We start from the raw sequence: 22,792 nt of genomic DNA, 5'->3' as shown, positions 1-22,792 counted from the left end.
GAAAACCTCTTCTATGACTGTCCCTGTAAAATGGGTTTATTAATGGTTAGATCGCTGTTTTCGTTGAAATATTGATTTAAGTGTAGCAGAGTTCGTCACAAGTAAAGTGAATTATTCTATTGAGAGTTTAGCGCTAGTTAAGGTTAACTTCTTGGTTTGATTATTTAAAAATAATCTCGACCGTATCGTAAAAAGGATTAAAAATGAAATCTGTCGTTTTGGATGAAAAGCGTATCGTACCGACAAAAATTATCTGTATTGGACGTAATTATGTCGACCATATCCATGAGTTGGGCAATGACATACCCGACGACATGGTGGTGTTTTTAAAGCCCAATTCGGCGATGTCGACTGTGCTACTTTCTGAGCATCAAGGCGAAGCCTTGCACTATGAAACCGAGCTGTGTTTTATGTTTCAAGATGGCCGTTTTAGCAGCGTTGCCATTGGCTTAGATCTCACTAAACGTGATTTACAAAGCAAGTTAAAAGCCAAGGGATTGCCTTGGGAGCGGGCAAAGGCCTTCGATGGGGCCGCATTATTTAGCCCCTTTGTGGCGATTGATGATGCCGAGGCACCGCTGCATTTTACCTTGAGTATCAACGACAACTTGGTTCAAGAGGGGCATATCGATTTAATGATCTACAAACCTCAGACCATTTTGTCCGAACTACAAGCGTTTATCAGTCTCGATGAAGGCGATATAGTGATGACAGGCACCCCCAAGGGCGTGGGAGTGATTCCCGCTAAAAGTGTATTTAACGTCACGCTGAGCCGGGGTCTGCAAGCGAGTGCTGAGCCCTTACTCGAATGGCAATGGTTAAGTGTTTAGTGATAAATCGCTGAGTAGCTCGCATGATTGAACCTGATGACGTAAAAAAGACTGCTGTATTGCAGGTGTCAATTTGCCAGCCTCTGCAACAATTTTTGCTTGCGTTAGGGGCGAGTCAAGCTGCTGTTGAACGTTACTTACCACAGTTTAAAGCGTTGAACGTGCCGGCGGGAGAGGTGCTTCTTGGCCAAGGAAATGAGCAGTCACAGGCATATTTTGTTGTGGATGGTATCGTGCGCGCTTGCCATTATACTCAGGAGGGCACAGAGCGCTGTAAGGAGTTCTATTTCGAGGGTGAATTGTGTTTTTTGTATGTCAGTTGGCTGAAGCAAATTCCTGCTCGTTACCAATTAGAAGCTTTAAGCGCCTGTAAACTTATCCAAATGCCCTTATCCGTGTTGGATGATACTTTGCTGCAGGCCGTGCAACTTGGGTTACTTAAACAGCAATTATTGTATAAAGAACAAAAGGAAGCCTTTTTGCTGCTGCACACACCTGAGCAACGTTATCTGTATTTACGCGAACATTCACCACTTTGGCTTGAGCGGTTAAGCCAAGGTCAGCTAGCTAATTATATTGGTATTACGGCAATCAGTTTGTCGCGTATGCGTCGACGACTTCAAGACTCTTTTTAACGTTTTTTGCCCTCAGTTAACTTAAGTTAATGCGCTAAAGCGCGATTCCCATGATGCTGCGCCTTAAGTTGCGCTCTCAAGTCTGTAAGGCTTGCAATCTGAGTGCGCATTATTGCTTAAAGCTAAGGGGCTTAATAAGTTGACTGCGTTTACTTTGTCTCAAATTTTGGTGGCGATAGCCATTATCTTCGATCTGATTTCGTTTCAATTTAAGGCGCGGGAGCGGATAGTCGCCTGCCTTTTTGTATCGGGTATTCTGATTTCTATTCATTTTTGTCTGTTGCAGCAATGGACTGCAGCAGGCTTAATGGGCATAGCCACAGTGCGTTATCTCACCAGCATGTTTACAACGTCAAAGGTGGCCATGTGGTGTTTTTCTTGCGCAGCAGTGGCAATGAGTATCGTGACCTTCAATGGCATAACGACAGTGATCAGTTGTATAGGTACCTTGTTTCAAACCCGCGCCGCATTCTGTCAAAGGGATAGGCAAGTTGGGCCAGTACGGAGAAAAAGGCAAAATGCTCAGGCCCCGCAGCTTGTCGCAATAAGGGATTCACTGCTACCTGCAATAAACTCATGCCAGTGCCAATACAAAACAGGCTAAACATGGCGATGCTAAAGGTGGGCAGACACACAAAAGTCACGGCGCCGATAAACGCCAGGCTAAAGGCTAAGATGATCACCCGCTTTTCACCGTACTTGTCCACCAAAATCCCCGCAGGAATCGATGTCACGCCGTAGGCGATAAAAAACGCAAAGGGAAATAACCCCGCCAACGTCAGGCCGATAGCATAACTGTCAATTAACGCAGGGAAAATCGGCCCCATGCTGTTGGTCATCAAAGAAATCACAAAGAAAGTGCAGAGAACAAACAGAATGATGAGTTTGTGTTTCATGTGCTTAGCCAATTGAATTAAGTGAAATTCATTGTGGCTTGACGCTCGCCTTGGTGGTGATACGAATGGTGCCTCTGTCGATACTTTTCTCACATAGTCAAATCGTGTTCGCGCTGATTTAGCTGATTTAGCTGATTTACATCAGGTGCTGTAAATACTTGCTGTAGATAGTGGGCAGCAGATAGCTGCTGCGGATGAGCATAGATAAAACGGTGTTTTAGCCTCTGCTGATAATGTGTTTACTTGTAAAATAGTTACCTTTAATTAACATTGGATAGAATAGTATTGGAGTGGCGGATTCTAGTATCACTGCAAGGCTGACTTGCTATAGACAATAGTGCGCGTGGCACTGCTATTTCTCGGCTCAAATAGGTCACAGCTGGCATTTAAAAATAAGGACTAAGTGGTTGAATAATTAAACAGGGTGGAATAACCGCTAGCTTGAGTGAATGCGTTGTTGTGTAAGGGCTGATTGAAGCTAAAGAAAAGGAATGAGCAACTGGAGTTTAATGGATGAAACCTCTGTGTGAAAAAGTGATCCCCGATGAAAATAGCTCTTGGCGTTACTTTCGTTATGAATGGGACCACATGGATCTCAATTGGCATTATCACCCCGAGTACGAAATCTGCTTAACCCTCAACAGTTATGGTATGCGTTATGTGGGCGACCATATTGCCCGTTATGGCGATTATGATTTAGTGATCATAGGCCCAGATATGCCCCACGGCTGGCAATCCGAGGTTAACCTTGGTGTTTCAACTGACGAGATATCAAATGGCAACGCGCTAAAAGACGACACTTCGAATGCGAGAGTGCAGGAAGTTGTTTATGTGGCACAAATTCCAGCGGTCTGGCTACACCAAATTGTGAATGAGCAACGTGAGTTAGCGTCTTTGCATTCACTTTTGACCCATGCCAAACGAGGTGTGTTGTTTAGTGAGGAAACGGCGCGTAAGGCCCATAGTGTGTTTATCGAAATGGAGACGGCCAATCCTTTTAGACGCTATATTTTGTTATTGGAATTATTAGCGTTATTACAACAGGATAGTCAGCAAGAACTCTTGTCGAGCACCTTGTTTACCCACGGTAGTAAACTCGACTTTACCGTGAAAAAGCTCGATAAAGTGATTGAGCATATTTATGACAATTACACTCAGGCCTTGTCGGCACAGGATTTGGCAAAGTTAGCGCACATGAGCACCAATCATTTCCATCGATTCTTTAAAAAACGCACCGAGAAAACCTTAACTGAGTTTATCAATCAACTCAGGATAGCTAAGGCGTGCAAGTTACTGCTGTCAAATCAAAGCCCGATATCAACCATCAGCGATCAGTGTGGTTTCAACAACTTATCCAATTTTAATCGGCGTTTTATTCAATTTAAAGGTGTCACGCCGAGTCGTTTTCGTCAGTGCTTTAGCAGTAAACAAAGGGCAATTTAACCATCCTTATCACGGATGCTTAGGCTGAAAATACTGCTCCACTAAGGTTTGGCTGTAGCGTATCGCTTGCGCCGTGATCTCCGCTGAAATCGGCTCAAATGGACGCTTCAGTTTTGGGTCGCGGTAATCCATTCCCGCTAACAGCGCATACCAAGAAGGGCGAAAGTAGGCGAGTTGCTGATCGTATTGGTAAAGCAGTAAATCAAAGTCTTCCCCTTGATACCAAGCTTGCAATAGTTGTGTCAGCCTTTGGGAAATGGTGACTTTTCTCGCCGCCGACCAATAGGGTTCACTGCGCTGGCTGGTGACATAATGGGCCTGAATATAATCCTTTATGCCGAGCACTAACTGCATGACTGCCTGATTGAGTGTTTGTCGACTTAAGGTCTCTGCCTGCTTATTCAATTGATAGCGTTCGAATAACGACATAAATTTTTCAAGGGTGAATTGGGTCATCATGATCGATGTGGCTTCGAGTGGTTCGATAAAACTTTGCGCAAGTCCTATCGCCAGCACATTGTTGTGCCAAGCCTTGTCACTGACACCGACCCGCATCTTGAGAAACCGTACTTGGGTTGATTCAGGCAGATTAACACTGTGCAATAATTCTTTGGCCGCGGCATTGGCACTGAGGTGGCGACTGCTATAAACATAGCCATTGCCAAGCCTGTGGGTGAGAGGGATTTGCCATAGCCAGCCTGCACTGAGCGCCGTTGCGCGGGTATGGTACTTGGCCTGCTGTGCTTGTGTTTGCAATGCTTGGGCTTGCAGCATTTGGGTTTGCTGTGTTTGAGTGGTGTCCATTAATGCAGGTACAGTGACGGCGCTGTCGTTGAGCAGTTCATTGGCGAAGGATTGAAAGGGTACGCCTAGGGTTTTATGAATCAACTTAGCGCTAAAGCCACTGGCATCGATAAAAAAGTCGGCGTTAAGTCGTTCGCCATTCGCCAGCATTAAGGTGTCTATATGTTGGTTTTGGGATGTTGAAACTTCAATGACATCGCCGATGAGGTGTTTTACGCCGCGTTGGCAAGCGTATTCTTTTAAGTAGTTGGCAAGTTCAGTGGCATCGAAGTGATAGCCGTATTCGTTAGCGTAGGGCAACGCTTTATTCGGCCTTGGGCTGAGATTGTGTTTGGCCAGTACGCCGCTGGAGAAGAACGCGTCGGGTTTAACGGCACTGCCATGACCGCGGCGTCTTGCATTGGCGTTGATAAAGAAAACTTCAGCGGGTTTCACATCCATTTGACAATAGAAGGGATGAAAGTATTGCTGCCCGTCCCCATTCCAGTTGATGAAATCGATGCCAGTTTTATAGCTGGCGTGGCATTGTTCCATCCAATCTTTTTCGCTAATGCCTAAGTTGTCCATAAAGCGTTTCAAGTGTGGCGTTGAACCTTCACCAACGCCTATGGTGCCTATGTTGTCCGATTCCACTAAACAGAGTTCAATGGCGGCAAATACGGGATTATTCGCGAGGGCGGCCGCGGCCATCCAGCCTGCGGTGCCGCCACCTAAGATAATGATTTTTCTGATTGCTTGTTTCACTTTCATGGCTTATACCTCTGCATTATCAACGCAAAAAGCCGACCCTAAGGTCGGCTATGCTGTGACTTAAGTTTAGAATTTATAGCTGGCACCGACGAAATAACGTGAACCAAATTCGATGGTATTTTGCGTCAATCCGTATTTAACATCATAGGATTGCACCACTTCATTGGTTAAGTTAACCCCTTCGAGTGAAATATCTAAGTTCTCCATTGCATGCCAAATAATCGAGGCATCCACTTGTTGATAGCTGTCGTTTAACACGTTTTGAATGTTACCTACGCCTAAGTATTCTGAACGCCAGTTATAGGCGATACGGGCGCTGAACAGATCATCTTCGTAGAAGAGTGAGCCGTTGAAGGAGTTTTCTGACACACCTTCAATCATCTGCTCGGTGCCATCGGGGCGCGTGCTCTTACTGTCCACATAGGTGTAGTTGGTTAAGAAGCCAAAACCGCTTTCAAAGTTATGTTGTAGCTGGATTTCAAGCCCAGTCACTGAGCCGCTACCGCCGTTGGCTGGGGCTGTGACACGGCATTTATCCCACTCGGATTCTGACGCGCCGCAACCTTCGATATATTGCGTCGACTCAGTGACAAACACTACGTTATCAATATCTTTGTAGAACAAGGCCGCCGACAGCATAGAAGATTCAGTGAAGTACCATTCGATACCAAGATCGGCTTGATTCGCCTTATAGGGTTTTAAATTTGGATTACCGCCGGTCGCAGTACCAAAGTTTTTCGCTATCGCTAACCCAGGTTTAAGATCGCTGTAGTTGTTACGTGCCATCACAGCAGAGGCCGAGGCGCGTAGGATTAAATCTTCTTGCAGATCGAAGGCGACGTTGATACTCGGTAACCAATTATCGTAATTAACGGATTCATTGTAGGGTTTGCCATCGGCAAAACCGGTTGAAGTTTGGTCAGTGTTAACGTAGCGCACGCCAAAGTTACCACGGTAGAATTCGCCGCTGAAATCCGCTTGGGCGTACAGGGCCAACATATCCTCTTCGACAGTGAAGGTGTTACCGAGATCGGCGACTTCCACTAACTCGCCATTGGCGTATTTCTCGCTGATAAACGCCCACCATTTGTCTTCATCTAACTTGGCATAGGAGTCGAGCACATTGCCGCCGCTCTGGGAATGCAGGCCAGACAGTACGCCATCGCTCCAGTTGGCTAGGTTGCCATTAGGCACGAAACCTAGGATTTCTGCGGGGTTACGGTTGAAGGCATTACGCTCGAAATCACTGGTGTTGTACTTAATCCCGACCGCAATTTTATTAATAAAATCATGATCGAGTTGATATTCGAAGTCAGACTGTGCGTAGGTGACTTTATGATCTTGCACTGTGGTTTCGTAGTTGGCTTCCTGCGCATGCTTGAACTGGCTAGCATCGTTGGCATCTAGGCTCGTGAGCACCACTTGATAGGGACCTGTGGCATCGTAACTAAAGCCACCATCGACACTGCCTTGACCATTAGGGAAGGCGGGATCGCCAATTTTGCCACCTTGGTCCGTCGCAGGGATCCACCAAGAAGATGAGCCGCCTTGGGTGCCGCCATCTGAGGTCGATTGGCCAATGACGCCGCTAAGGGTGAAACTGTTCCCGACGTATTTTCCGGTTAAGTTGAGTACGTCAGACTTCATATTGACCGCGTGGCGTACCACAGGGTTATAAATAATCGACGCATACGCTGGCAGAATCGTTGCCGATGCTGTGCCGCCTTGGGCGTTATTTACTACATTGGTGGAGCCCGAACCGCGGGCGCCAACGGTTAAGAAGTTATGGTTTACGTGGGGGATATCGAGTTCAAAATTAAAGTAATCTAAGGTGAACTCTGTTTTTTCAGTCGGTGCAAATTGCAGTGTGACTTGGGCACTGGTCCGTTCACGTTCGGCCCTAAATGCTTGTGAGCCAATCCCCCACGCCCCTACAGTTGATTCTTGGTTTTGTGCAGGATCAGCGGAAAAGTACTCATAATAACCGCTGAGCGATTCCAGTACTTGGCGGCCGCTGGTAATTTTCTCTACTGAATAGGCGCCTAAAATGCCGAACTTTTCATCGTCATTTTTCCAGCTTCCGACGAAAGATCCACTCGGATCTGTTTCATCGTACAGGCTGCTTTGGCTCAACTCACCCGCCACTTGATAAGTGTGAGCATCGAGATCTAAGGGCTTACGGGTTTTGAGATCGACAGTGCCGCCCAGCGCACCTTCTTCAAGGCTAGCGGTTGGCGTTTTGTGGACTTCAACCGCACTGACTTGCTCGGCTGACAATAATTCCATGTTGAAGGTACGAGTGGCAGGACCAAGATCATACCAAGAGGTGCTCGCAACGGTTTGACCGTTCAGCAAAATACGACTCTGTTCAGGCGCTGTACCACGAATGGTGACCCCGCTCACTTCACCGTATTGTCTATCGACCGTCACCCCAGAAATGCGCTGCAGCGCATCACCAATGTTTTTATCGGGAAACTTACCGATATCTTCCGAGGTGATAGCATCGACCGTGGAGTCGGCGAAGCGTTTGGTATTCATTGAGGCTTCAATCGAGCGACGTATGCCGCGTACTTGGATTACCTCAATATTTTCTGCAGTTGCCTCTTGTTGCTCCGCCGCGACTGCGGTTGAGCTCATCCCGAACAAGGCGTTAGCGATACATAATGCGAGCAAAGAGCTCTTAAATAGTTGACCTTCTGACATGTTATTGCATCCCTGTAGTGCTTTTATGTTGTTTTTTTCTCCAGTTAACTTACCTGTTATCGAATTGTTGATGCGGTACTTTTCACACTAGGATTGGTATTTTTCTATTGTCTTTGAAGCCTTGGGTAAGAGATGGTTAACTGGGTGCAAAGGCAGAATTTATCGACTTAGCGTAGAAAAGTATGGCTTGTTGCTAGGATGGTATAACTAATGCTGGTGGGATTACTCACTATAGATAAGCTAAACGGATGAGTGAACTCGCTGTCTACAGGTTATGAATTAACCAGTGCGTAAAGAGAACTAACTTATTCATCTTTAAATATTATTTATAGGATGAAATCATGAAACTGAAATCGATAGCCGTTGCAGTTGGGCTTTGTGTTGCGAGCTTGAGTGCTGGCTTAAGTGCGGCCTACGCCAGCGATAAGACCATTTATCTTACCTTTGATGATGGTCCAATTGATGCGACCTTAGGGCTGTTAGATGCGTTAAAGGATGCCAATATTAAGGCGACGTTCTTTATTAATGCGTTTCATATGTATGGCGAAGGGGATGAAAACGAGGCGTTAGCGGCTGTCGCCCTACAACGCTTGCTAGATGATGGTCATATTTTGGCAAACCACAGTTACGATCATATGCTGCATAACTGCACTGATGGCGTGCAATCTGGCGCGGCATATTGTAATCAAGTTGGACTCTGGCCTGTAAAATCCTATCAAGATGCGGCCACCGATTTCACCTATTTCGTGACGAACACGGCCAAAGTGGTTGAGCTTATTCCTAATGCCGCCAGTTATCCCAATAACAAGATGACTAAGTTGGCACGTTTGCCTTACACCAATGGTTGGCGAGTGACCAGTAAACTCAAAGGCGACGGCTTGTGTGCGACATCCGATACTGTGCCGCCTTGGGATCCTGCTTTTGCTTGTACCGCAGAAACCTCGACCAACAGTTCGCAAGTTGCGGTGCAAATTCAAAACATGCTCGCCGAGAGTGACTATAAAATATTTGGCTGGGATCTAGACTGGGGACCAGAGGATTGGGGGGTTGCCTTTCCCGCTGAATCTATGGCCGATGGGGTTGAGCTGGTGGCAAAAGTCAATCAAGTGATCAACACCTGCGCAGGAACGACGATGAATCCGCTTAACAGTCGTACGCAGAACTTAGATTGTAGTGATGGTTTACATAACGGGAAAGTGGTTATCTTGACCCACGACTTCCTGTTTGAGAATGCTCACCGCGGACAAGGTGCAACCATCAACTTGCCTAAAATTAAGCGTTTTGTTGAAGAAGCTCAACGTCAAGGGTATCGTTTTGATACGCTAGATAACTATGCCCCTGCTTGGCAGGATCAGCATAATTATCAACTACCTGAGTTTGTGTCCTATCAAGATAAAATCTATTCCCTAGTGCAAGCACATTTCTCCCAAAGCAATTGGCAACCGAACCAAACCCCAGCCTTGTGGAAAAACGAAAAGTAGTGATGTATTGGGCTGAGTATTTACTCGGCCCATCATATTTGTCGAGTAAAAGGCATGTTGCTGAACTTAGCCTGACAAAATTCAAAATAGCGGCATTTTTTACACTTTACCCACTTCGCTTTAACTCAGTATCTGTAATACTGCTCCGACATTGATTTGAAGTTTATCGGTGTTAGAAAAGTAGCGCATAACGAGCGCGATTGGGGAGAGAAGATGAGTACGTTTGTAAAATTAACCATAGCGGCAACCTTAGTGGTATTAGCCTTACTTGCTGCGGGTATTTACCGTTTCAACATGACCAATGATGATATTTATATGGTGATGGAAGATGGACAGGTGATGCAATACGATGAAGCCATGGCGCATGAAAAAACTCAGGCTCAGGCGAATGAGATCGAAACTGTGACACCTTTTGAGGTAAAGCCTGTGGCGAATGCATCGGAAGTGATGCTCAAACTCTTTAGCTTAAATACCGCCAATCCTGTTGAAATAACGCTGCCTGAGGGCGGCAAGTCCGTTGCATTGACTCATTTTATTAAGATCAAACAAACAGAGTTTGCTATGGGCGACTACCAAGATGGTGAGGTAAAAGGTCGAGCATTACTTGATTACTTACGCATTACACCGTTAAATTTCGATCCAGCTCTAGAGCCGGACACCCAAAGTGACGCACCGATTCAAGATGATCCTAAAATGCAAACTATGCCCTTTGTGGCGCCCTTTATTGTGACGACTCAAGGTTCAGGCGTATTTTGGTATCTTGGATTGTTTAATCTGGATTTTAAACACAATAGCTTGAAACACTTAGGCAGTGTCATGCTTGGCGATCGAATCGAAGTTGATAGTATTGAACCTGTTTATCCTTTTGAAGCCCCATTCAAAATTGCTGTGACTTATCGCGATAGAGCGTCTGACCAACCCATGTCTGAAAGCCCTGAAATAGTCAAAACCATAGAGATGGTAGTGAGTGAGACCAGCATACATAAGTAGCGTGTAAATGCCATTATGGATCTACGCAGGCTTATGCTAAGTTGTTTTTCGGTCAGTGGGTGATGTTTGCTTCAATAGCAAGCGTTAGCAGGTAATAGGTCAGCATAAGATTTCGACAAGGAGAGTGTCATGCAAGTTAGCAAAATCACTGGGAAATTTGATGTTAAGCTCACTCCTGATAGCCCCTATGCTACTGGTATTGGTGGTGTGACGTTAGGACGTATGGGCTTAGATAAAACCTTTTATGGTGAGCTTGAGGGTCGCAGCAAAGGGGAAATGCTCAGTGCTATGACGTCAGTCAAGGGCTCAGCTGGCTATGTGGCCATTGAACAAGTGGTTGGTAATTTGTGCGGTAAGCAGGGCAGTTTTGTATTACAACATTTTGGCATTATGACCGATGGACAAAATCGTCTGATCTTAGAAGTGATACCCCATTCTGGGGCGGGGGAGTTGCTGGGGTTAACTGGCACTATGACCATCAATATTGAGAATGGCCAACATTTTTATGCATTCCAGTTTGGCTTTGAAGCTTAGTTTGGCTTTGAAGCTTGAGTAACGCCTGTGTGTTAGCTCAGTTTTCTGTAACTCTTCTCCTTTATGATCATTCAAGTCATCTGAATGCTCCCTTCTTAATTTAAGCGAGTAAGTCTTTTGATTGAGTTTGGAAATGGACATAAAAAAACCAGCTGAGGCTGGTTTTTTGATTCTTTTTTCATAAAGCACTATCGAACCTTGAGTCTAGATCGGTGTGCTGTTACTTAAAATACGTTCAATTTAAAAAGTGCCGTTGCCGCGAGAGTTAAGACACTTTTTTAACAACTTTAATTTTATCAACGACCTTTTTCACATCGTCGGTATTTTCGGCAATTTTCAGTGCTAGTTGACGTTCGGCATCGCTGGCAACTTCACCTTTCAATGTGACTATGCCATTGGCAACATCCACATTAATTTGGGTGCCGGATACGTCAGTTGAAAACAGTAAACGCGTTTTGATGACTGTGGCAACTTTAGAGTCAGTTAAGGTGGCAACAACTTCACTGGTGCCTTCTTTTTCATTCATCACAGTGAGTTGGTTATCGACATCTTTCACCCCATCTAAGCTCTTGATGAGCTCTGTGGCGAGGGCTTTATCCACACTGCTTTCCACTTTACCTGTTAACGTCACTTTACCATCTTTGACATCTGTAATGATGTCGAAGGAATTGAGATTCGTGTTGAGCAGTAAAGTGGTTTCTGCTTTACCATCGATCCACGCATCCTTGGTTCCGCCTTTCCAATCTTGGGCGGCAGCCACATTTAAACTGATTGAACCGACAAGTAAAGCCACTAGTACTGATGCTGTTGTAGTTTTCATAATCATATCCTCCGTTGTTTTCTCGAAACTAGATAATGCGCCAATCGTGCCAATGTTTTTAAGGTAATGATTTTTAATGTTTAAATTGTTTTATCTGGCGTTTTTATACCTTGGCATTTTCCTTTAGGTCGGTCTTTTTTACCGACAAAATGTAATTTTTTCTGGCATGCTGAGCCATCATTCGAGCATAAAAAACCGCACTCATCAGTGCGGTATTATGTCTGTAGTAAAAGTGGAGGGGAGTCGGTTAAATATGGCTCACTTAGCGACAGAGAATTAATGGTGATTGAGCGATCCCGTACCGTCGTAACTCATTTGCAGCCAAGCGGCACCCTCTGCAAGTTGGTTTGCAAGTTGTGGCTGATGCGCTTGCCTTACTGCTTGTTTTATTTGGATTAGCACTTGCTGCTCTATGTCGACAAGGGCGGTCATAGCCTGCGAAATTTGGCACTGTTGCAGCAATTCTGTTGCTTGAGCATAAGTGACGTGCACGGTGTGACTTAGGCCATTAATTGGCTCATCAGCCAAACGTCTCAGCTGTTCAAACCGAGTTAACATTCGTTGGTGGATGTTAGCTTTGGCGGAAAAAACACGTTTAAGATTATAGTCTTCGACATACCTCCTCGCTTGGTTGTAAAATGTGAGTCCTTCTTGATTCAGCTTGATGATTTCATCGATCAACATGATATCGGCGCGGATATCAGTCTGATGTTGCACAACATTAGACTTCATTATGGGCCTCCTAATGCCAGTGTTCGACATAGATTGTTTAACTGCTTGGGTAAACTGATTTTGTTTCGTTCAGCTACCATGCATATTCTGTTCTCGTTTTTAATGATATTTTAACAGGCTGATTTTTAGACTGATATTCTCCGTTCATCGAGATATCATCTTAGAACATCGGCAACTATTACCGTTGCTGTTGTTAAAATTTCATGGCTGACATACAGTAGTTTTTCATACAGGGAGTAGATACGCATGGCTCGACTGACACTTTTTTATCACTTGCAGGATGTTAGCGCCGAGCAAGCAATCATCGAACTTGCTGGTGCTGCTGGCTTTAATAAGCTACGCAGTGTCGATGACTTGCCTTGGATAGAGCAGCTAGGGGCAAATCACGTCGATGTTGCCATTATTGAGTTATCCAGTCTTAGTCGTGAAGATTACCTTGTGCTGCTGGATAATGCGGCCATGTCAAATATTGAGTTTATTTTTCTCTCCGACGGTCAGCCAAACCCCAATCTTGATCAGTTAATGTCTCATTTTGCGGGTTACCACTTTCGCAAACCTTACGATATGCCGCTAATCAGCGAAATTTTTGCTGATTTTGCACAGTTTTTAGCATCATCGCCTAATCGACTGCATCCTTTTGCTAGCGAGCTAGACCAATACGGTTTGCTTGTTGGTTCATCAGCTCCTATGCACAAGCTATACCGCACAATTCGTCGCGTCTCTGCTACAGGCAGTAATGTGCTGATTATTGGGGAAAGTGGGGTCGGGAAAGAACTGGTTGCTAATACCATACATCTTGCCAGCCCTAGGGTGAACGAGCCTTTTATTGCGATTAACTGTGGTGCATTAAGCCCAGAATTGGTCGACAGTGAGCTGTTTGGCCATGTCAAAGGCGCATTTACGGGGGCGAATCGCGATCACAAAGGCGTATTTGAACAGGCTGAAGGCGGGACCTTGTTTCTCGATGAAGTCACCGAAATGCCGATTGATCATCAAGTGAAGTTACTCAGAGTGTTGGAAAATAGCGAGTATCGTCCTGTGGGTGGCGACAAAGTGCAACGTGCAAACGTACGTATTGTGGCAGCGACTAACCGTGATCCCATAGTGGCGATAGAGGCAGGGCTATTTCGAGAAGATTTGTACTTTCGTTTGGCTCAGTTTCCCATTCGCGTTCCGCCCTTACGGGAACGTGGCGAGGATATTATTGGGCTTGCGCAGCATTTTCTTGCCTATCGTAACGTGGCCGAAAAGCAGAATAAGAGCTTAGCTGAAGACTGTATTCAGATGATTGCTAAGTACCCTTGGTCTGGTAATGTGCGCGAATTAAAACATGCAATTGAGCGAGCCTATATTCTGGCCGATCAGGATATTTTACCCAGCCATTTACAGCTACCTCAGACAAATGAAGTGGGTTTATGTGGTGGTGAACAAGTTGTTATCCCCCAAGGCATGCGCTTAGATGATTTAGAGAGAATCGCTATTTATCAAGCACTAGAAACCACTCAGGGTAATAAAACGGATACCGCCGAACAACTGGGGATCAGCGTTAAAACCCTCTACAACAAGCTCAGCAAGTACGAGCAGCAAGTCGAGACCGGTGAAACGACTGCTGAATAAATATTAATTATCAAATTAATATTGAAACAGAGCTAAACTTTATACTCTTTTTTTTGTAAATAATAACTCCTATTCTACAGCCCTTAAACAGAAAAAGCGGAGATAGAATATGAAACAATTATTAACAACAGCATTATGGCTTTCTTTGACAGCCAGTAGTTTTGTAAACGCCACCCCAGTAGTAGGAAGTCTTGAAACAGTCGCTGAATTGCCAATACGACCTGGCAATGTCAGCGTCACTGCACAAGGTCGGATTTTTGCCACAGTACATCCATTTGATACACCATCAGGTTTGCAATTGATTGAAGTTAATAGTGAGACTAACGCTTATAAAGCTTGGCCTTCAATGGATTTGCAAAAAACATCGACAGCCAATACTGCTCAATTTGATACCTTATTAGGTATTGCTCAGGACAAGGCTGGACACCTCTGGACCGCAGATATGGGGTTAGAATTAGGCCAGACAAGGATTTGGGGATTCAATATTAAGGACGGCAGTCTATATAAACAAATCGTCCTACCACAAGCTCTCGCGCCTAAAGGCAGCTTTATGCAAGATCTGGTTGTCGACTCTCAAAAAGGCTGGATTTATTTAGCCGATATCGCCAACCCAGGCCTCTTAGCGGTGCGTATCGACGATGGTCATACAATACGTTTTTCAGGTCATAGCTCGCTGCAGGCCGAAACGGATGCAGTAATGAACATAGATAACAAAACAACATTGTTTAATGGCAAAGTTGCCAGTGTAGCGGTCAATCCAATCAGTTTATCTGCCGACGGAAGTACACTCTATTATGGTGCAATGAATGGTACTCACTGGTATCAGTTATCGACTGCGGCTTTACAAACAGGCAATAATGATAAAATTATCGCCACGGTAAAATTAGTCGGAGCCAAGCCAGTATCAGATGGCGCAGCAACGTCCAAACAAGGTAATCATTACTTTACCAATTTGAACCACAATGCCATTTCTATGCTAGATAACAAAGGCACGCTAACAACAGCGGTCAGTTCTCCACTACTGGATTTTCCAGATAGTGTGCAATTTGGTGAAACAGGCTGGTTATATATTTCAGTGAATCAATTACATAAAGCAAAAGCCTTTAATGGAAAAGCCGAAACCGCCAAACCGCCTTACCGCATCATGCGACTCTGGACCGGTGAGGATACTGCTGCGGGTCAATAACACCTTAGCTGCAACTGCAAAGTTGCAGCTTATATTTGCAGTATGAGTTATATCGCAACTGGTATTTACGTTGATGTGAGTCTTTGGTTTAACTCGAAAGCGTCTAGAAATGAGTTAGGTGTTGATTATGCAAATTATCAATGCCTCTTATTGTTACTGGCACAGGTCAATATTGAATGGTGAGATAATTTTTGGAACAAGGAACAAGTTCAGTGAAACTCAATCAACCTTCTAAAAATGCATTTTATATTCAAACTCTGAGTACTCAGTACCGACCTCTATTATGGCTGTTTGCTGCTGGGTTATTACTGCTTGGTTTACTCTGCGCCAGAGCAACCTATTTACAACCCGATCCGATACTACAGCTCGTTCTCGGCTGGGTAACACTGTTTCTATTGTTACCCGTGTTACCGACTGCGTTTGTTCAGCAACAGTGTTGGTTAGACGCTGAGCAACAGCAATTGTGGCTCGGTAAAGGTTTATTCAATGGGAGGTATATGGGATTGTGGCGGTGGCGTTCCTATGCCTTTTCGGATATTCACTCCGTGCAACTCTATCTGCTGCAAACAACCCATTGGCACCAGTTCGAGCGTAATCGCCAAGCAGAAGATATCGTTGAGCATTATCTCGCCTATCTACAATTGCAGCAGCCTAAGGGCGCGCAACTAAAATTGGCTAACAGCACTGATAGAAAGGAATTACAACAAGTTCTACAGCAATGTGCGCAGGCGATAGATTGTAAATTTCAGGATTTTAGTAACACCACTCAAAAATCACTTCCCAAAGGTAGTGAATTTAATTTCATGCGGGTACTGGTTCTGCTGGTTATATTTATTTTGTTGAATATTTTATATTTTTTGTTCGTCCTATAAATTCTCAGTCATCCAGCCTAAAAAGTTAGGCTGGATGTCCTCCACAACGATCACTCATCTTGCTCAGTGGTTTCCTGATAAGGAACAAACACTTTAAGAGATGCTGGCTGGACTTCTATAGTGAGATCCGCAGGCTCAAATACTTCACCATCAATCACATATTTACACTTAGGCTGGCTGCTGATAGTGACCTTTTTAGCATGGGCATGATGGACTTTACTTGCACTCGCTTGTTGATCTCGCACATTTTTATTACCTTCTTTCACCCATCCTGCAATCGCTAATTCAGCGAGGCTAAGCAACTGCTCTTTGGGTTCATCGCCAGCATCCAACCAAGTAATGTCGAGCAAACCGTCGGTCATGTTTGGTTCGCCATCGCCCTGCGCCAACACGCTGGTAAACGGTGCGGCATTGGCAACGATTAGGCTATGGGTCGTCAATGTTGTGGGTTTTGCATCATCTAAGCTGAGCTGGATGGTTAAAGTGATATCGGCATTCACTGCGCGCCATAAGCCATCGAGGTAGGCAAACTGGCCGAGAGCATTTTTACGCTCACGGTTTGCGGATTCAATCATTTGTTGCTCAAACCCTATGCCCACAAGCAACAACACTAACTCCTCATTACAACGCGCGGTATCAATGGCTTGGCAATGCCCTTGAATAATATTATCCAGCGCCTGAGAGATAGGAATAAGCTTACTGCCTAAACCAAAGAGGGCATGACTGAGGGCATTAGTTGTGCCAAGAGGAATGATGCCTAAGACGATATCCGTATCAACGATTTGAGAGGCAACTTCAGTCACAGTACCATCGCCACCACAGGCGATAATAATATCAGCGCCTGCATTACGGGCTTGCTCGGCGAAGACATTTGCGGTTTCGTCTGCTGTTGTGAGTTTTAAAGTCAGGTCAAAATAGGCTTTGAGTTCATCTTGGATTTGCTCGCGGTATTCTTGCCATTTCCCGCCACCAGAAACTGGGTTGGCGATAATCCACGCCACTTTGTGGATGTTAATTTTCCCTTGACTGAGCATGCGATCGAGCGCGCGTAATTGCCATTTGTTTAAGCCGGCGGTTTTGCGAATTTGCTTTATCTGCTGCAGTACTTCGGCGAAGTGCTGTTGTTTATCTTTACAAACCAAATAAGCGGCGAGTACCAGCACTGAGCGGCCACGACCCATAGCACAGTGGATGAGTACCTGTTTATTGGCGCGCACTTGGCGGTGCAGCCAGTTAACGGCTTGATTGAGTTGGGCGCTGGTCGGTACGCTATGGTCGAGGATGGGAATATTTAAATACTCGATATGATCTTCAAATTGCGACCAATCTAAGCCATCAAATTCAGCGGTGACATCCAGAATGGCAGTGATCTTATTGGCTTTAATCGTTTCCAGATCTGCGGAAAAGAGTCTACAGCCGAGATACAGATGTTCATCAATCCTTTGCATGGGCGGTACTGAATCGTATTTTCTGGCCCAGTGGTTATAGAGTCGACTGCCTAATAAAAAGGGAATAAAACCCCAACGAATATACCAAGGAATAGTACCATCTTGGCGTTTTCTAAAAATACTGGCGAGATTAAACCAATAGGCTGAACCGACTAAAAACAGTGACAGACTTGTCCATGCACAAATAAAAGTGAGCAGGGGAGAAGTGTCTGTTACTGCAAAATAGGCTAACAATACTGCACCTGCAGTGTACAAATATTTGATGTGGATCTTCGTTAGCATGCAAGTCCTCCAATGCCATTGTTCTTGGTTAAAATCGTTGCACTTGAATGGATAGATGTCGAGATGAGAGATGCAGAAATGAGCGAGTCTAAACCAAAAGGGTGGCAGTAGACGAGTCTATTGCCACCCTAAAGTCAGGTTTGTTTAGCACTTAGTATCTTTAGCTTTAACACCTTCTTTGACTTCTTCACAGGCATCTTCGATAGCGTTACCTGTATCAGTCATTACTTCATCGATTTTTTCGCCCGCGTCTTCGGCTTTGTTATCACTACAGGCCGTTAAACCTAGGGCGAGTAATAATGCGAATGCTGCACTTGTCATCAGGGTAAATGGTTTCATATCTATCTCCTTTTCTAAAAAAAATTATAGTCGCGGTGATTTACCCTTAAGGGCATTGATCAGCAGAGAAATCACTAATAACACAATAAATATGAAGAAAATGATTTTCGCTATTCCCGCCGCTGCGCCAGCAATCCCAGCAAATCCTAACAACCCGGCAATCACGGCAACAACTAGAAATAATAATGTCCAACCTAGCATAATAACCTCCTGCCCTTGTATTAATCCTTCTCATGACCGTTTGTGTCACTTGTAAGGTAACGGCTAATGGCTCTTACTTGATTGCGATCTTAATGCCAACTTTAAAAATTTTAAGTAGTTAATTGATTTTAAATATAATTTAAATCATTTTATTTAAAATGGTGTGAGTGAATTAAAAGAGGGGTAGGCAATTTTTACCTAAGCTTCGGTAAGAGTTTCAGCCTAATACGTTGAATCAAAGACTGTGAGCTGATGTCGTTCATAAGTAAAGACAAATAAAAGCCGACACTGTTAATTCGTGAATCAATTCATTAATTAATCAGTGTCGGCTTGTTCTCTATGGGCTTTTTAACGCCAAGCAATTACTGTGGTTAAAAACGCGTGGCACTTAATGATTGCAGTCATCAAAACCTTCCTGTTTTGATGGGCCACCAGCGAGTGTGCCAGATGCGAGCGAGTGCAGCGGTGCAAATCGGATGGCATCATTACTTGCCAATATGTTGAAATTAATAAGCAATCTATCTCAGTCAATCAAAATGCACTTTGATATGTTCGGGTAAGTTTTGCAGGCTTGCCGGATCAAGCTTACATCCGCTAGCAAACACGTCTCTTAAGCTTGGTAGTTTGGCCAGAGGCGTGAGATCGGTCACTTGAGTGTGGGATATACTAAGGTGGATTAGTCCAGTTAAATTTTCTAATGGCATTAGGTCTGAAACCGCGGTGTTGGCAATATCTAACATCTCTAACTTAGGCATGTTAGCCAACGGGGTTAAGTCTGAAACCGCAGTGTTGGCAATATCTAAAATCTCTAACTTAGGCATGTTAGCCAACGGGGTTAAGTCCGAGACCTGAGTTTTAGTTAGTGAGAGTACTGTTAGCTGAGTTAATTTTCTAAGCGGCATCAAGTCTGCAACATCAGTATTGCTGCAAATCAGAAAATCTATTTTAGTCAAGTTGGCTATGGGGGATAAATCGGTCACTTTAGTGCCCTTGAGCATTAGAAACTCTAGTTGTTGTAGTTCCACCAATGGCGTTAGCTCGGGCACTTGGGTGTTGTGCATATTAAGAGATATTAGTTTTGTTAGCCCTGCGAGCGGCGTTAAATCCGCCACGGCAGTGTTTGAGAAATACAGACTTTTAAGTTCGGTAAGCAGGGTTAACGGTGCTAGATCTAATACTTGTGTGTCACTGAATTCAAGCCTCTCTAGCTGATTGAAATCTTTCAATAACTGCAAGTTGTTCACTTGGGTATGGCTTAAATTCAATCTGTTTAAGTTGGACCACAGCTTGAGCGGACGTAGATCGGCCGATTGTACGCCACTTAAATTAAGACTCGCTGCATTCTCTTGGCCATAATCTTTGAAAGCCGCCGAGATCGCCCTGCGGCTCACACTGTCTTCGTTATCATAATCGCGGCAAAGCTCGGGCCACAGGCTATAGATTGATGCTGAACCATCAAACTGTCCTTTGGCGAAATTATGTATCCATAATTTAGTAACTTGCCCTTGGCGGTAGTTGGGGGAGAGCTTAACCGCAGGGTTGAGGATAATTTTGCTAAGCAGATGCAGCGCATGATCCACTTTGCCTCTAAATTTGTCATTTTTGTTGGATAATTCATCTGCAAGCTGCTCAACAGTACCAAACAGCTTGCTGATAAATTGGCTGTGTTGCTGACGGCTATTGCCGTTTTGGGAATAGTCTTCAAATACCAGCTGCCAGCACTCAAACCAGCTTTGGCTATTACAACTTAAGGTCAGGGAGTCGACCAATTTCTGATTACCACTCAACTGTGACCATTGCCCACTAATAAAGTGGGCGGCAAAATATTCTTGAAAAGACAAGTGACTGAAAGCAAATACTGTCTCGTGCCCTTGCTCGGCATCCTGCCCCCTGTCGATCAAAAAACCGGTGCGGCGTTTGATATAATCGATCAAATTTTTGGCAGTTTTCTGGCATTTGTCTTTATCTTCATAGACTTCTTCTAGCTCTTTAGCGAAGAATCTTGTCAGTTCACTTTCTGTAAGGCTGGTGACGCGGCTAACCTCATTATCAAAATAGAGGTTTTCAATTTGAACAGTGTTGTTACCAGTTTTATCTAATAATCCACTCAGCTTGCCTAACTGCATCGCATAGGCCAGTTTCGCTAGCCAGTTGCGTATGTCGGTATAGTCAAAATCTTCGCTGTCGATAAAGTTATTTTTTATGCCTCTGGCCCTGTCCATGCTAACCAAATAGGTCTCGATGATTTTCTGGTAGAGTTCTGCCCGACCATTGGGCAGGCGACCACGGCGTTGTTGAATAAAGCAGATCATATTCAGCAGTACAGGAGTGCGCGATAAGTTATTGAGAGCATCGTTACCGTCAAAAGCGGCCTGTAGATCGTCAATAAACTGCGCTTGTGCATCGCTAGTGTTTACATAAATGTGGCACCATTTCTGGCTGAACTGCAGTCGCTGCTCATTATTGAGGGGCTGGATATAATAGAGCAGAAAGTCATGTAGTTGGGATGCATCAGTCTTACGCTTAAGTCTGTTTGGATTGGCTAGCTTAACGTTAAGCCCATCTTTAGCCTGAATATCAAATTCATCCGCCTCATGTAATTCGTGTAAATCTAGTGGCTGATTTTTATCAATATTGGCAAAGGGCCAAAGCAAGGATGCATCGAAACCAACAACCCGCGCGGTCATAATGCATCGGCATGATGGATATTGGCTAAACAGAGTTGCTAGAGTTTGCCCCAGATTCAGCATTTCCTGCTTACCGATTTCATCCAATCCGTCGACCAACAGTAAGACCTGACCATTGGCCATGGTCTCAGTGAGCTTATCTAGATCCAACAGTTCACCAAGGGATCCTAAATAGCCCCTTATATTGGTGAGAAATTGCTCCGTATTATTGGGCACAGTGAGAAAGGTACGAAAATCCCTCACCCTTAAAAGGATTGGCAGTAAGGGCCCCATGGCCTGTTGGACATAGTTACTTCTATGGTGGGCTAGGCTTATTGCCAGCCAATGCAGAAAAGTCGTTTTGCCAATACCTGGATCACCTAATATAAATTGCCGTGGTTTTGCAGCTAACAGCTTGGCTAGGCTGATATTGTCCTTGGCCTGCAGCGTTTGCTGCGCAGTATCGAAGTTCTCGGCGCTGGTGGCACTTGTGCCAAAGCTTGGCAGCACGAAGAGATCGTCGATAAAGGCACTGTCTTGGTCTATATCTGCATCATCATCCAAGAGTGCTAGGCCTTGATTACTCAGGCAACCATAATGGTCTGCTAACTGGCGGCAATAACGGTCAAATCCTTCACGGTAAAGGTCAATAAATTTGCTTTTATCCGAGGGCTCAAATTCGGGGAAATACTTCATACTATTCGACCTCTGGGACTGCGACTGCGGGAGTGGATGTATTATAGGATTGGATAAGATTATGCAGGTAATCTCCCCAAGCAGGTAAGTTAGCATTTGCCTCTATTTCTGTTAGCAAACTGGCGAAGCGAAATTCAGTGATTTTATTGGGATGTATAAATGCGCCGCGCGCCTCGGTATTCGAACTTGTGAGATGTTTAAAGGCGGGTATTGTAGACTTGCCATTTTTAGTAAATTCAGCTACATCATTAATTGACTTAGCGCTGACGCTGAGCATCTCGTATACCTCCCTGTAGCTTACATAAGTGCTAGCAAGGAAAAGCAGGGATTGAGCATGACGCTGGCTTTGTTCTTCATTCATGGTTTTGCTGATAAAGGCTGCCAAACGATTACAGATCATTTTCAGGCGCCGCGGATTGGCAGGCAGGTAGTTTTGTCGTTCGAGTTCAAGTTTTATTGCCGCAATAATGTCGCTGTATTTGTCGTGTTCATGTGTAAATATTTTGTTTAAATTGTTCGCTATAAAGTCGGCAATTTGCTTCTGGTTAGCAATGGGCAACCTGTGGGCGTCTTGGCACAGTTTCTCTAGATATTCTGTTGCATCGTGATTCGATACATCTATACCCAATCAACCTGAAGATGCGTGGGTAAAGAGCTGAAAATTATCATTGATCCGCGACGCTAAACTTTCACCAATATCGGGTAATGTTTCTTTGAAAAATTTATCCAGTGCGGACCTGAAATCTCGCTTATTTTTGAAGTACACGCTGTTCCTCGCGTGCTCATTCATGACCTTCCACAGTCTTTCTATCGGATTGAGGTTCGGGCTGTAAGGCGGTAAATAATGCAACTCAATATTGTGCGAAA

The 22,792-nt window shown here is 44.6% G+C and carries 19 protein-coding genes and 2 pseudogenes; 10 read left to right on the top strand and 11 right to left on the bottom strand.

From position 1 onward, the window contains the following. The first annotated feature begins 203 nt into the window (after nucleotides 1–203). The 3 genes and pseudogenes from L5M38_RS15555 to L5M38_RS15545 form a co-directional block, all read left to right on the top strand. On the top strand, nucleotides 204–830 hold the full coding sequence (locus L5M38_RS15555; protein WP_263179599.1) for a fumarylacetoacetate hydrolase family protein: 627 nt from the start codon (nucleotides 204–206) through the stop codon (nucleotides 828–830). A gap of 23 nt (nucleotides 831–853) precedes the next feature. Next, nucleotides 854–1,465, top strand: coding sequence for a Crp/Fnr family transcriptional regulator (locus tag L5M38_RS15550; RefSeq protein ID WP_263179598.1), 612 nt, complete (start codon nucleotides 854–856; stop codon nucleotides 1,463–1,465). Nucleotides 1,466–1,604: 139 nt separating this feature from the next. Next, nucleotides 1,605–1,958: pseudogene (locus L5M38_RS15545) on the top strand (YgjV family protein); the annotation flags it as partial. Here the strand turns inward: L5M38_RS15545 and L5M38_RS15540 are convergent. Further along, nucleotides 1,948–2,361: pseudogene (locus L5M38_RS15540) on the bottom strand (MFS transporter); the annotation flags it as partial. The pseudogenes L5M38_RS15545 and L5M38_RS15540 sit on opposite strands and share 11 nt — an antisense overlap. A gap of 513 nt (nucleotides 2,362–2,874) precedes the next feature. Between L5M38_RS15540 and L5M38_RS15535 the strand changes: the two are divergent. Continuing rightward, entirely contained in the window at nucleotides 2,875–3,804 is a 930-nt protein-coding gene (locus tag L5M38_RS15535) for an AraC family transcriptional regulator (RefSeq protein ID WP_263165776.1), read from the top strand. A gap of 9 nt (nucleotides 3,805–3,813) precedes the next feature. Here L5M38_RS15535 and L5M38_RS15530 read toward each other — a convergent pair whose 3' ends face one another. After that, a complete protein-coding gene (locus tag L5M38_RS15530) occupies nucleotides 3,814–5,358 on the bottom strand; it encodes a tryptophan halogenase family protein (RefSeq protein ID WP_263165777.1) in 1,545 nt (514 codons plus the stop codon). Between the two features lie 66 nt (nucleotides 5,359–5,424). Further along, a complete protein-coding gene (locus tag L5M38_RS15525) occupies nucleotides 5,425–8,061 on the bottom strand; it encodes a TonB-dependent receptor (RefSeq protein ID WP_263179597.1) in 2,637 nt (878 codons plus the stop codon). A 341-nt stretch (nucleotides 8,062–8,402) separates the two neighbouring features. Between L5M38_RS15525 and L5M38_RS15520 the strand changes: the two genes are divergently transcribed. The 3 genes from L5M38_RS15520 (at nucleotide 8,403) to L5M38_RS15510 (ending at nucleotide 11,066) form a co-directional block, all read left to right on the top strand. Continuing rightward, a complete protein-coding gene (locus tag L5M38_RS15520) occupies nucleotides 8,403–9,542 on the top strand; it encodes a polysaccharide deacetylase family protein (protein WP_263179596.1) in 1,140 nt (379 codons plus the stop codon). A gap of 213 nt (nucleotides 9,543–9,755) precedes the next feature. Then, nucleotides 9,756–10,532, top strand: a complete 777-nt coding sequence (locus L5M38_RS15515) for a hypothetical protein (RefSeq protein ID WP_105249748.1) — start codon at nucleotides 9,756–9,758, stop codon at nucleotides 10,530–10,532. A 129-nt stretch (nucleotides 10,533–10,661) separates the two neighbouring features. Further along, nucleotides 10,662–11,066 carry a DUF3224 domain-containing protein gene (locus L5M38_RS15510; protein WP_263138089.1) on the top strand — a complete coding sequence of 135 codons (405 nt, stop codon included), beginning with the start codon at nucleotides 10,662–10,664 and terminating at the stop codon, nucleotides 11,064–11,066. A gap of 265 nt (nucleotides 11,067–11,331) precedes the next feature. Here L5M38_RS15510 and L5M38_RS15505 read toward each other — a convergent pair whose 3' ends face one another. After that, nucleotides 11,332–11,886, bottom strand: coding sequence for a BON domain-containing protein (locus L5M38_RS15505; protein ID WP_105249747.1), 555 nt, complete (start codon nucleotides 11,884–11,886; stop codon nucleotides 11,332–11,334). A gap of 276 nt (nucleotides 11,887–12,162) precedes the next feature. Next, nucleotides 12,163–12,618 (bottom strand): glutamyl-tRNA reductase, encoded by a 456-nt coding sequence (locus L5M38_RS15500; RefSeq protein ID WP_219250161.1) that lies wholly within the window; start codon nucleotides 12,616–12,618, stop codon nucleotides 12,163–12,165. Between the two features lie 246 nt (nucleotides 12,619–12,864). On the opposite strand from L5M38_RS15500, the gene L5M38_RS15495 reads away from it, so the two are divergent. From L5M38_RS15495 to L5M38_RS15485, 3 genes are all read left to right on the top strand, one after another. After that, nucleotides 12,865–14,235 carry a sigma-54 interaction domain-containing protein gene (locus L5M38_RS15495; RefSeq protein WP_263179595.1) on the top strand — a complete coding sequence of 457 codons (1,371 nt, stop codon included), beginning with the start codon at nucleotides 12,865–12,867 and terminating at the stop codon, nucleotides 14,233–14,235. 109 nt (nucleotides 14,236–14,344) lie between these two features. Next, nucleotides 14,345–15,421 carry a major royal jelly family protein gene (locus L5M38_RS15490; protein ID WP_263179594.1) on the top strand — a complete coding sequence of 359 codons (1,077 nt, stop codon included), beginning with the start codon at nucleotides 14,345–14,347 and terminating at the stop codon, nucleotides 15,419–15,421. Nucleotides 15,422–15,633: 212 nt separating this feature from the next. Further along, nucleotides 15,634–16,293, top strand: a complete 660-nt coding sequence (locus tag L5M38_RS15485) for a hypothetical protein (protein WP_113941067.1) — start codon at nucleotides 15,634–15,636, stop codon at nucleotides 16,291–16,293. A gap of 50 nt (nucleotides 16,294–16,343) precedes the next feature. Here L5M38_RS15485 and L5M38_RS15480 read toward each other — a convergent pair whose 3' ends face one another. The 6 genes from L5M38_RS15480 to L5M38_RS15455 all read right to left on the bottom strand — a co-directional run. Continuing rightward, nucleotides 16,344–18,023, bottom strand: a complete 1,680-nt coding sequence (locus L5M38_RS15480; protein ID WP_263179593.1) for a diacylglycerol kinase family protein — start codon at nucleotides 18,021–18,023, stop codon at nucleotides 16,344–16,346. Between the two features lie 144 nt (nucleotides 18,024–18,167). After that, a complete protein-coding gene (locus L5M38_RS15475) occupies nucleotides 18,168–18,362 on the bottom strand; it encodes a hypothetical protein (RefSeq protein WP_028760637.1) in 195 nt (64 codons plus the stop codon). 24 nt (nucleotides 18,363–18,386) lie between these two features. Further along, nucleotides 18,387–18,563, bottom strand: coding sequence for a DUF1328 family protein (locus tag L5M38_RS15470; protein ID WP_263179592.1), 177 nt, complete (start codon nucleotides 18,561–18,563; stop codon nucleotides 18,387–18,389). A gap of 527 nt (nucleotides 18,564–19,090) precedes the next feature. Further along, entirely contained in the window at nucleotides 19,091–21,925 is a 2,835-nt protein-coding gene (locus L5M38_RS15465) for an NACHT domain-containing protein (RefSeq protein ID WP_263179591.1), read from the bottom strand. A gap of 1 nt (nucleotide 21,926) precedes the next feature. Further along, nucleotides 21,927–22,484 (bottom strand): hypothetical protein, encoded by a 558-nt coding sequence (locus tag L5M38_RS15460; RefSeq protein ID WP_263179590.1) that lies wholly within the window; start codon nucleotides 22,482–22,484, stop codon nucleotides 21,927–21,929. 69 nt (nucleotides 22,485–22,553) lie between these two features. After that, nucleotides 22,554–22,792 (bottom strand): transposase (locus L5M38_RS15455; protein WP_263179589.1); only part of this gene is annotated, 239 nt, incomplete at its 5' end.

Origin of the sequence: Shewanella sp. SM101, from assembly GCF_025654465.1 — a bacterium.
Lineage (GTDB): Bacteria > Pseudomonadota > Gammaproteobacteria > Enterobacterales > Shewanellaceae > Shewanella > Shewanella oncorhynchi.
This window is presented reverse-complemented; position numbering and strand designations above follow the sequence as displayed.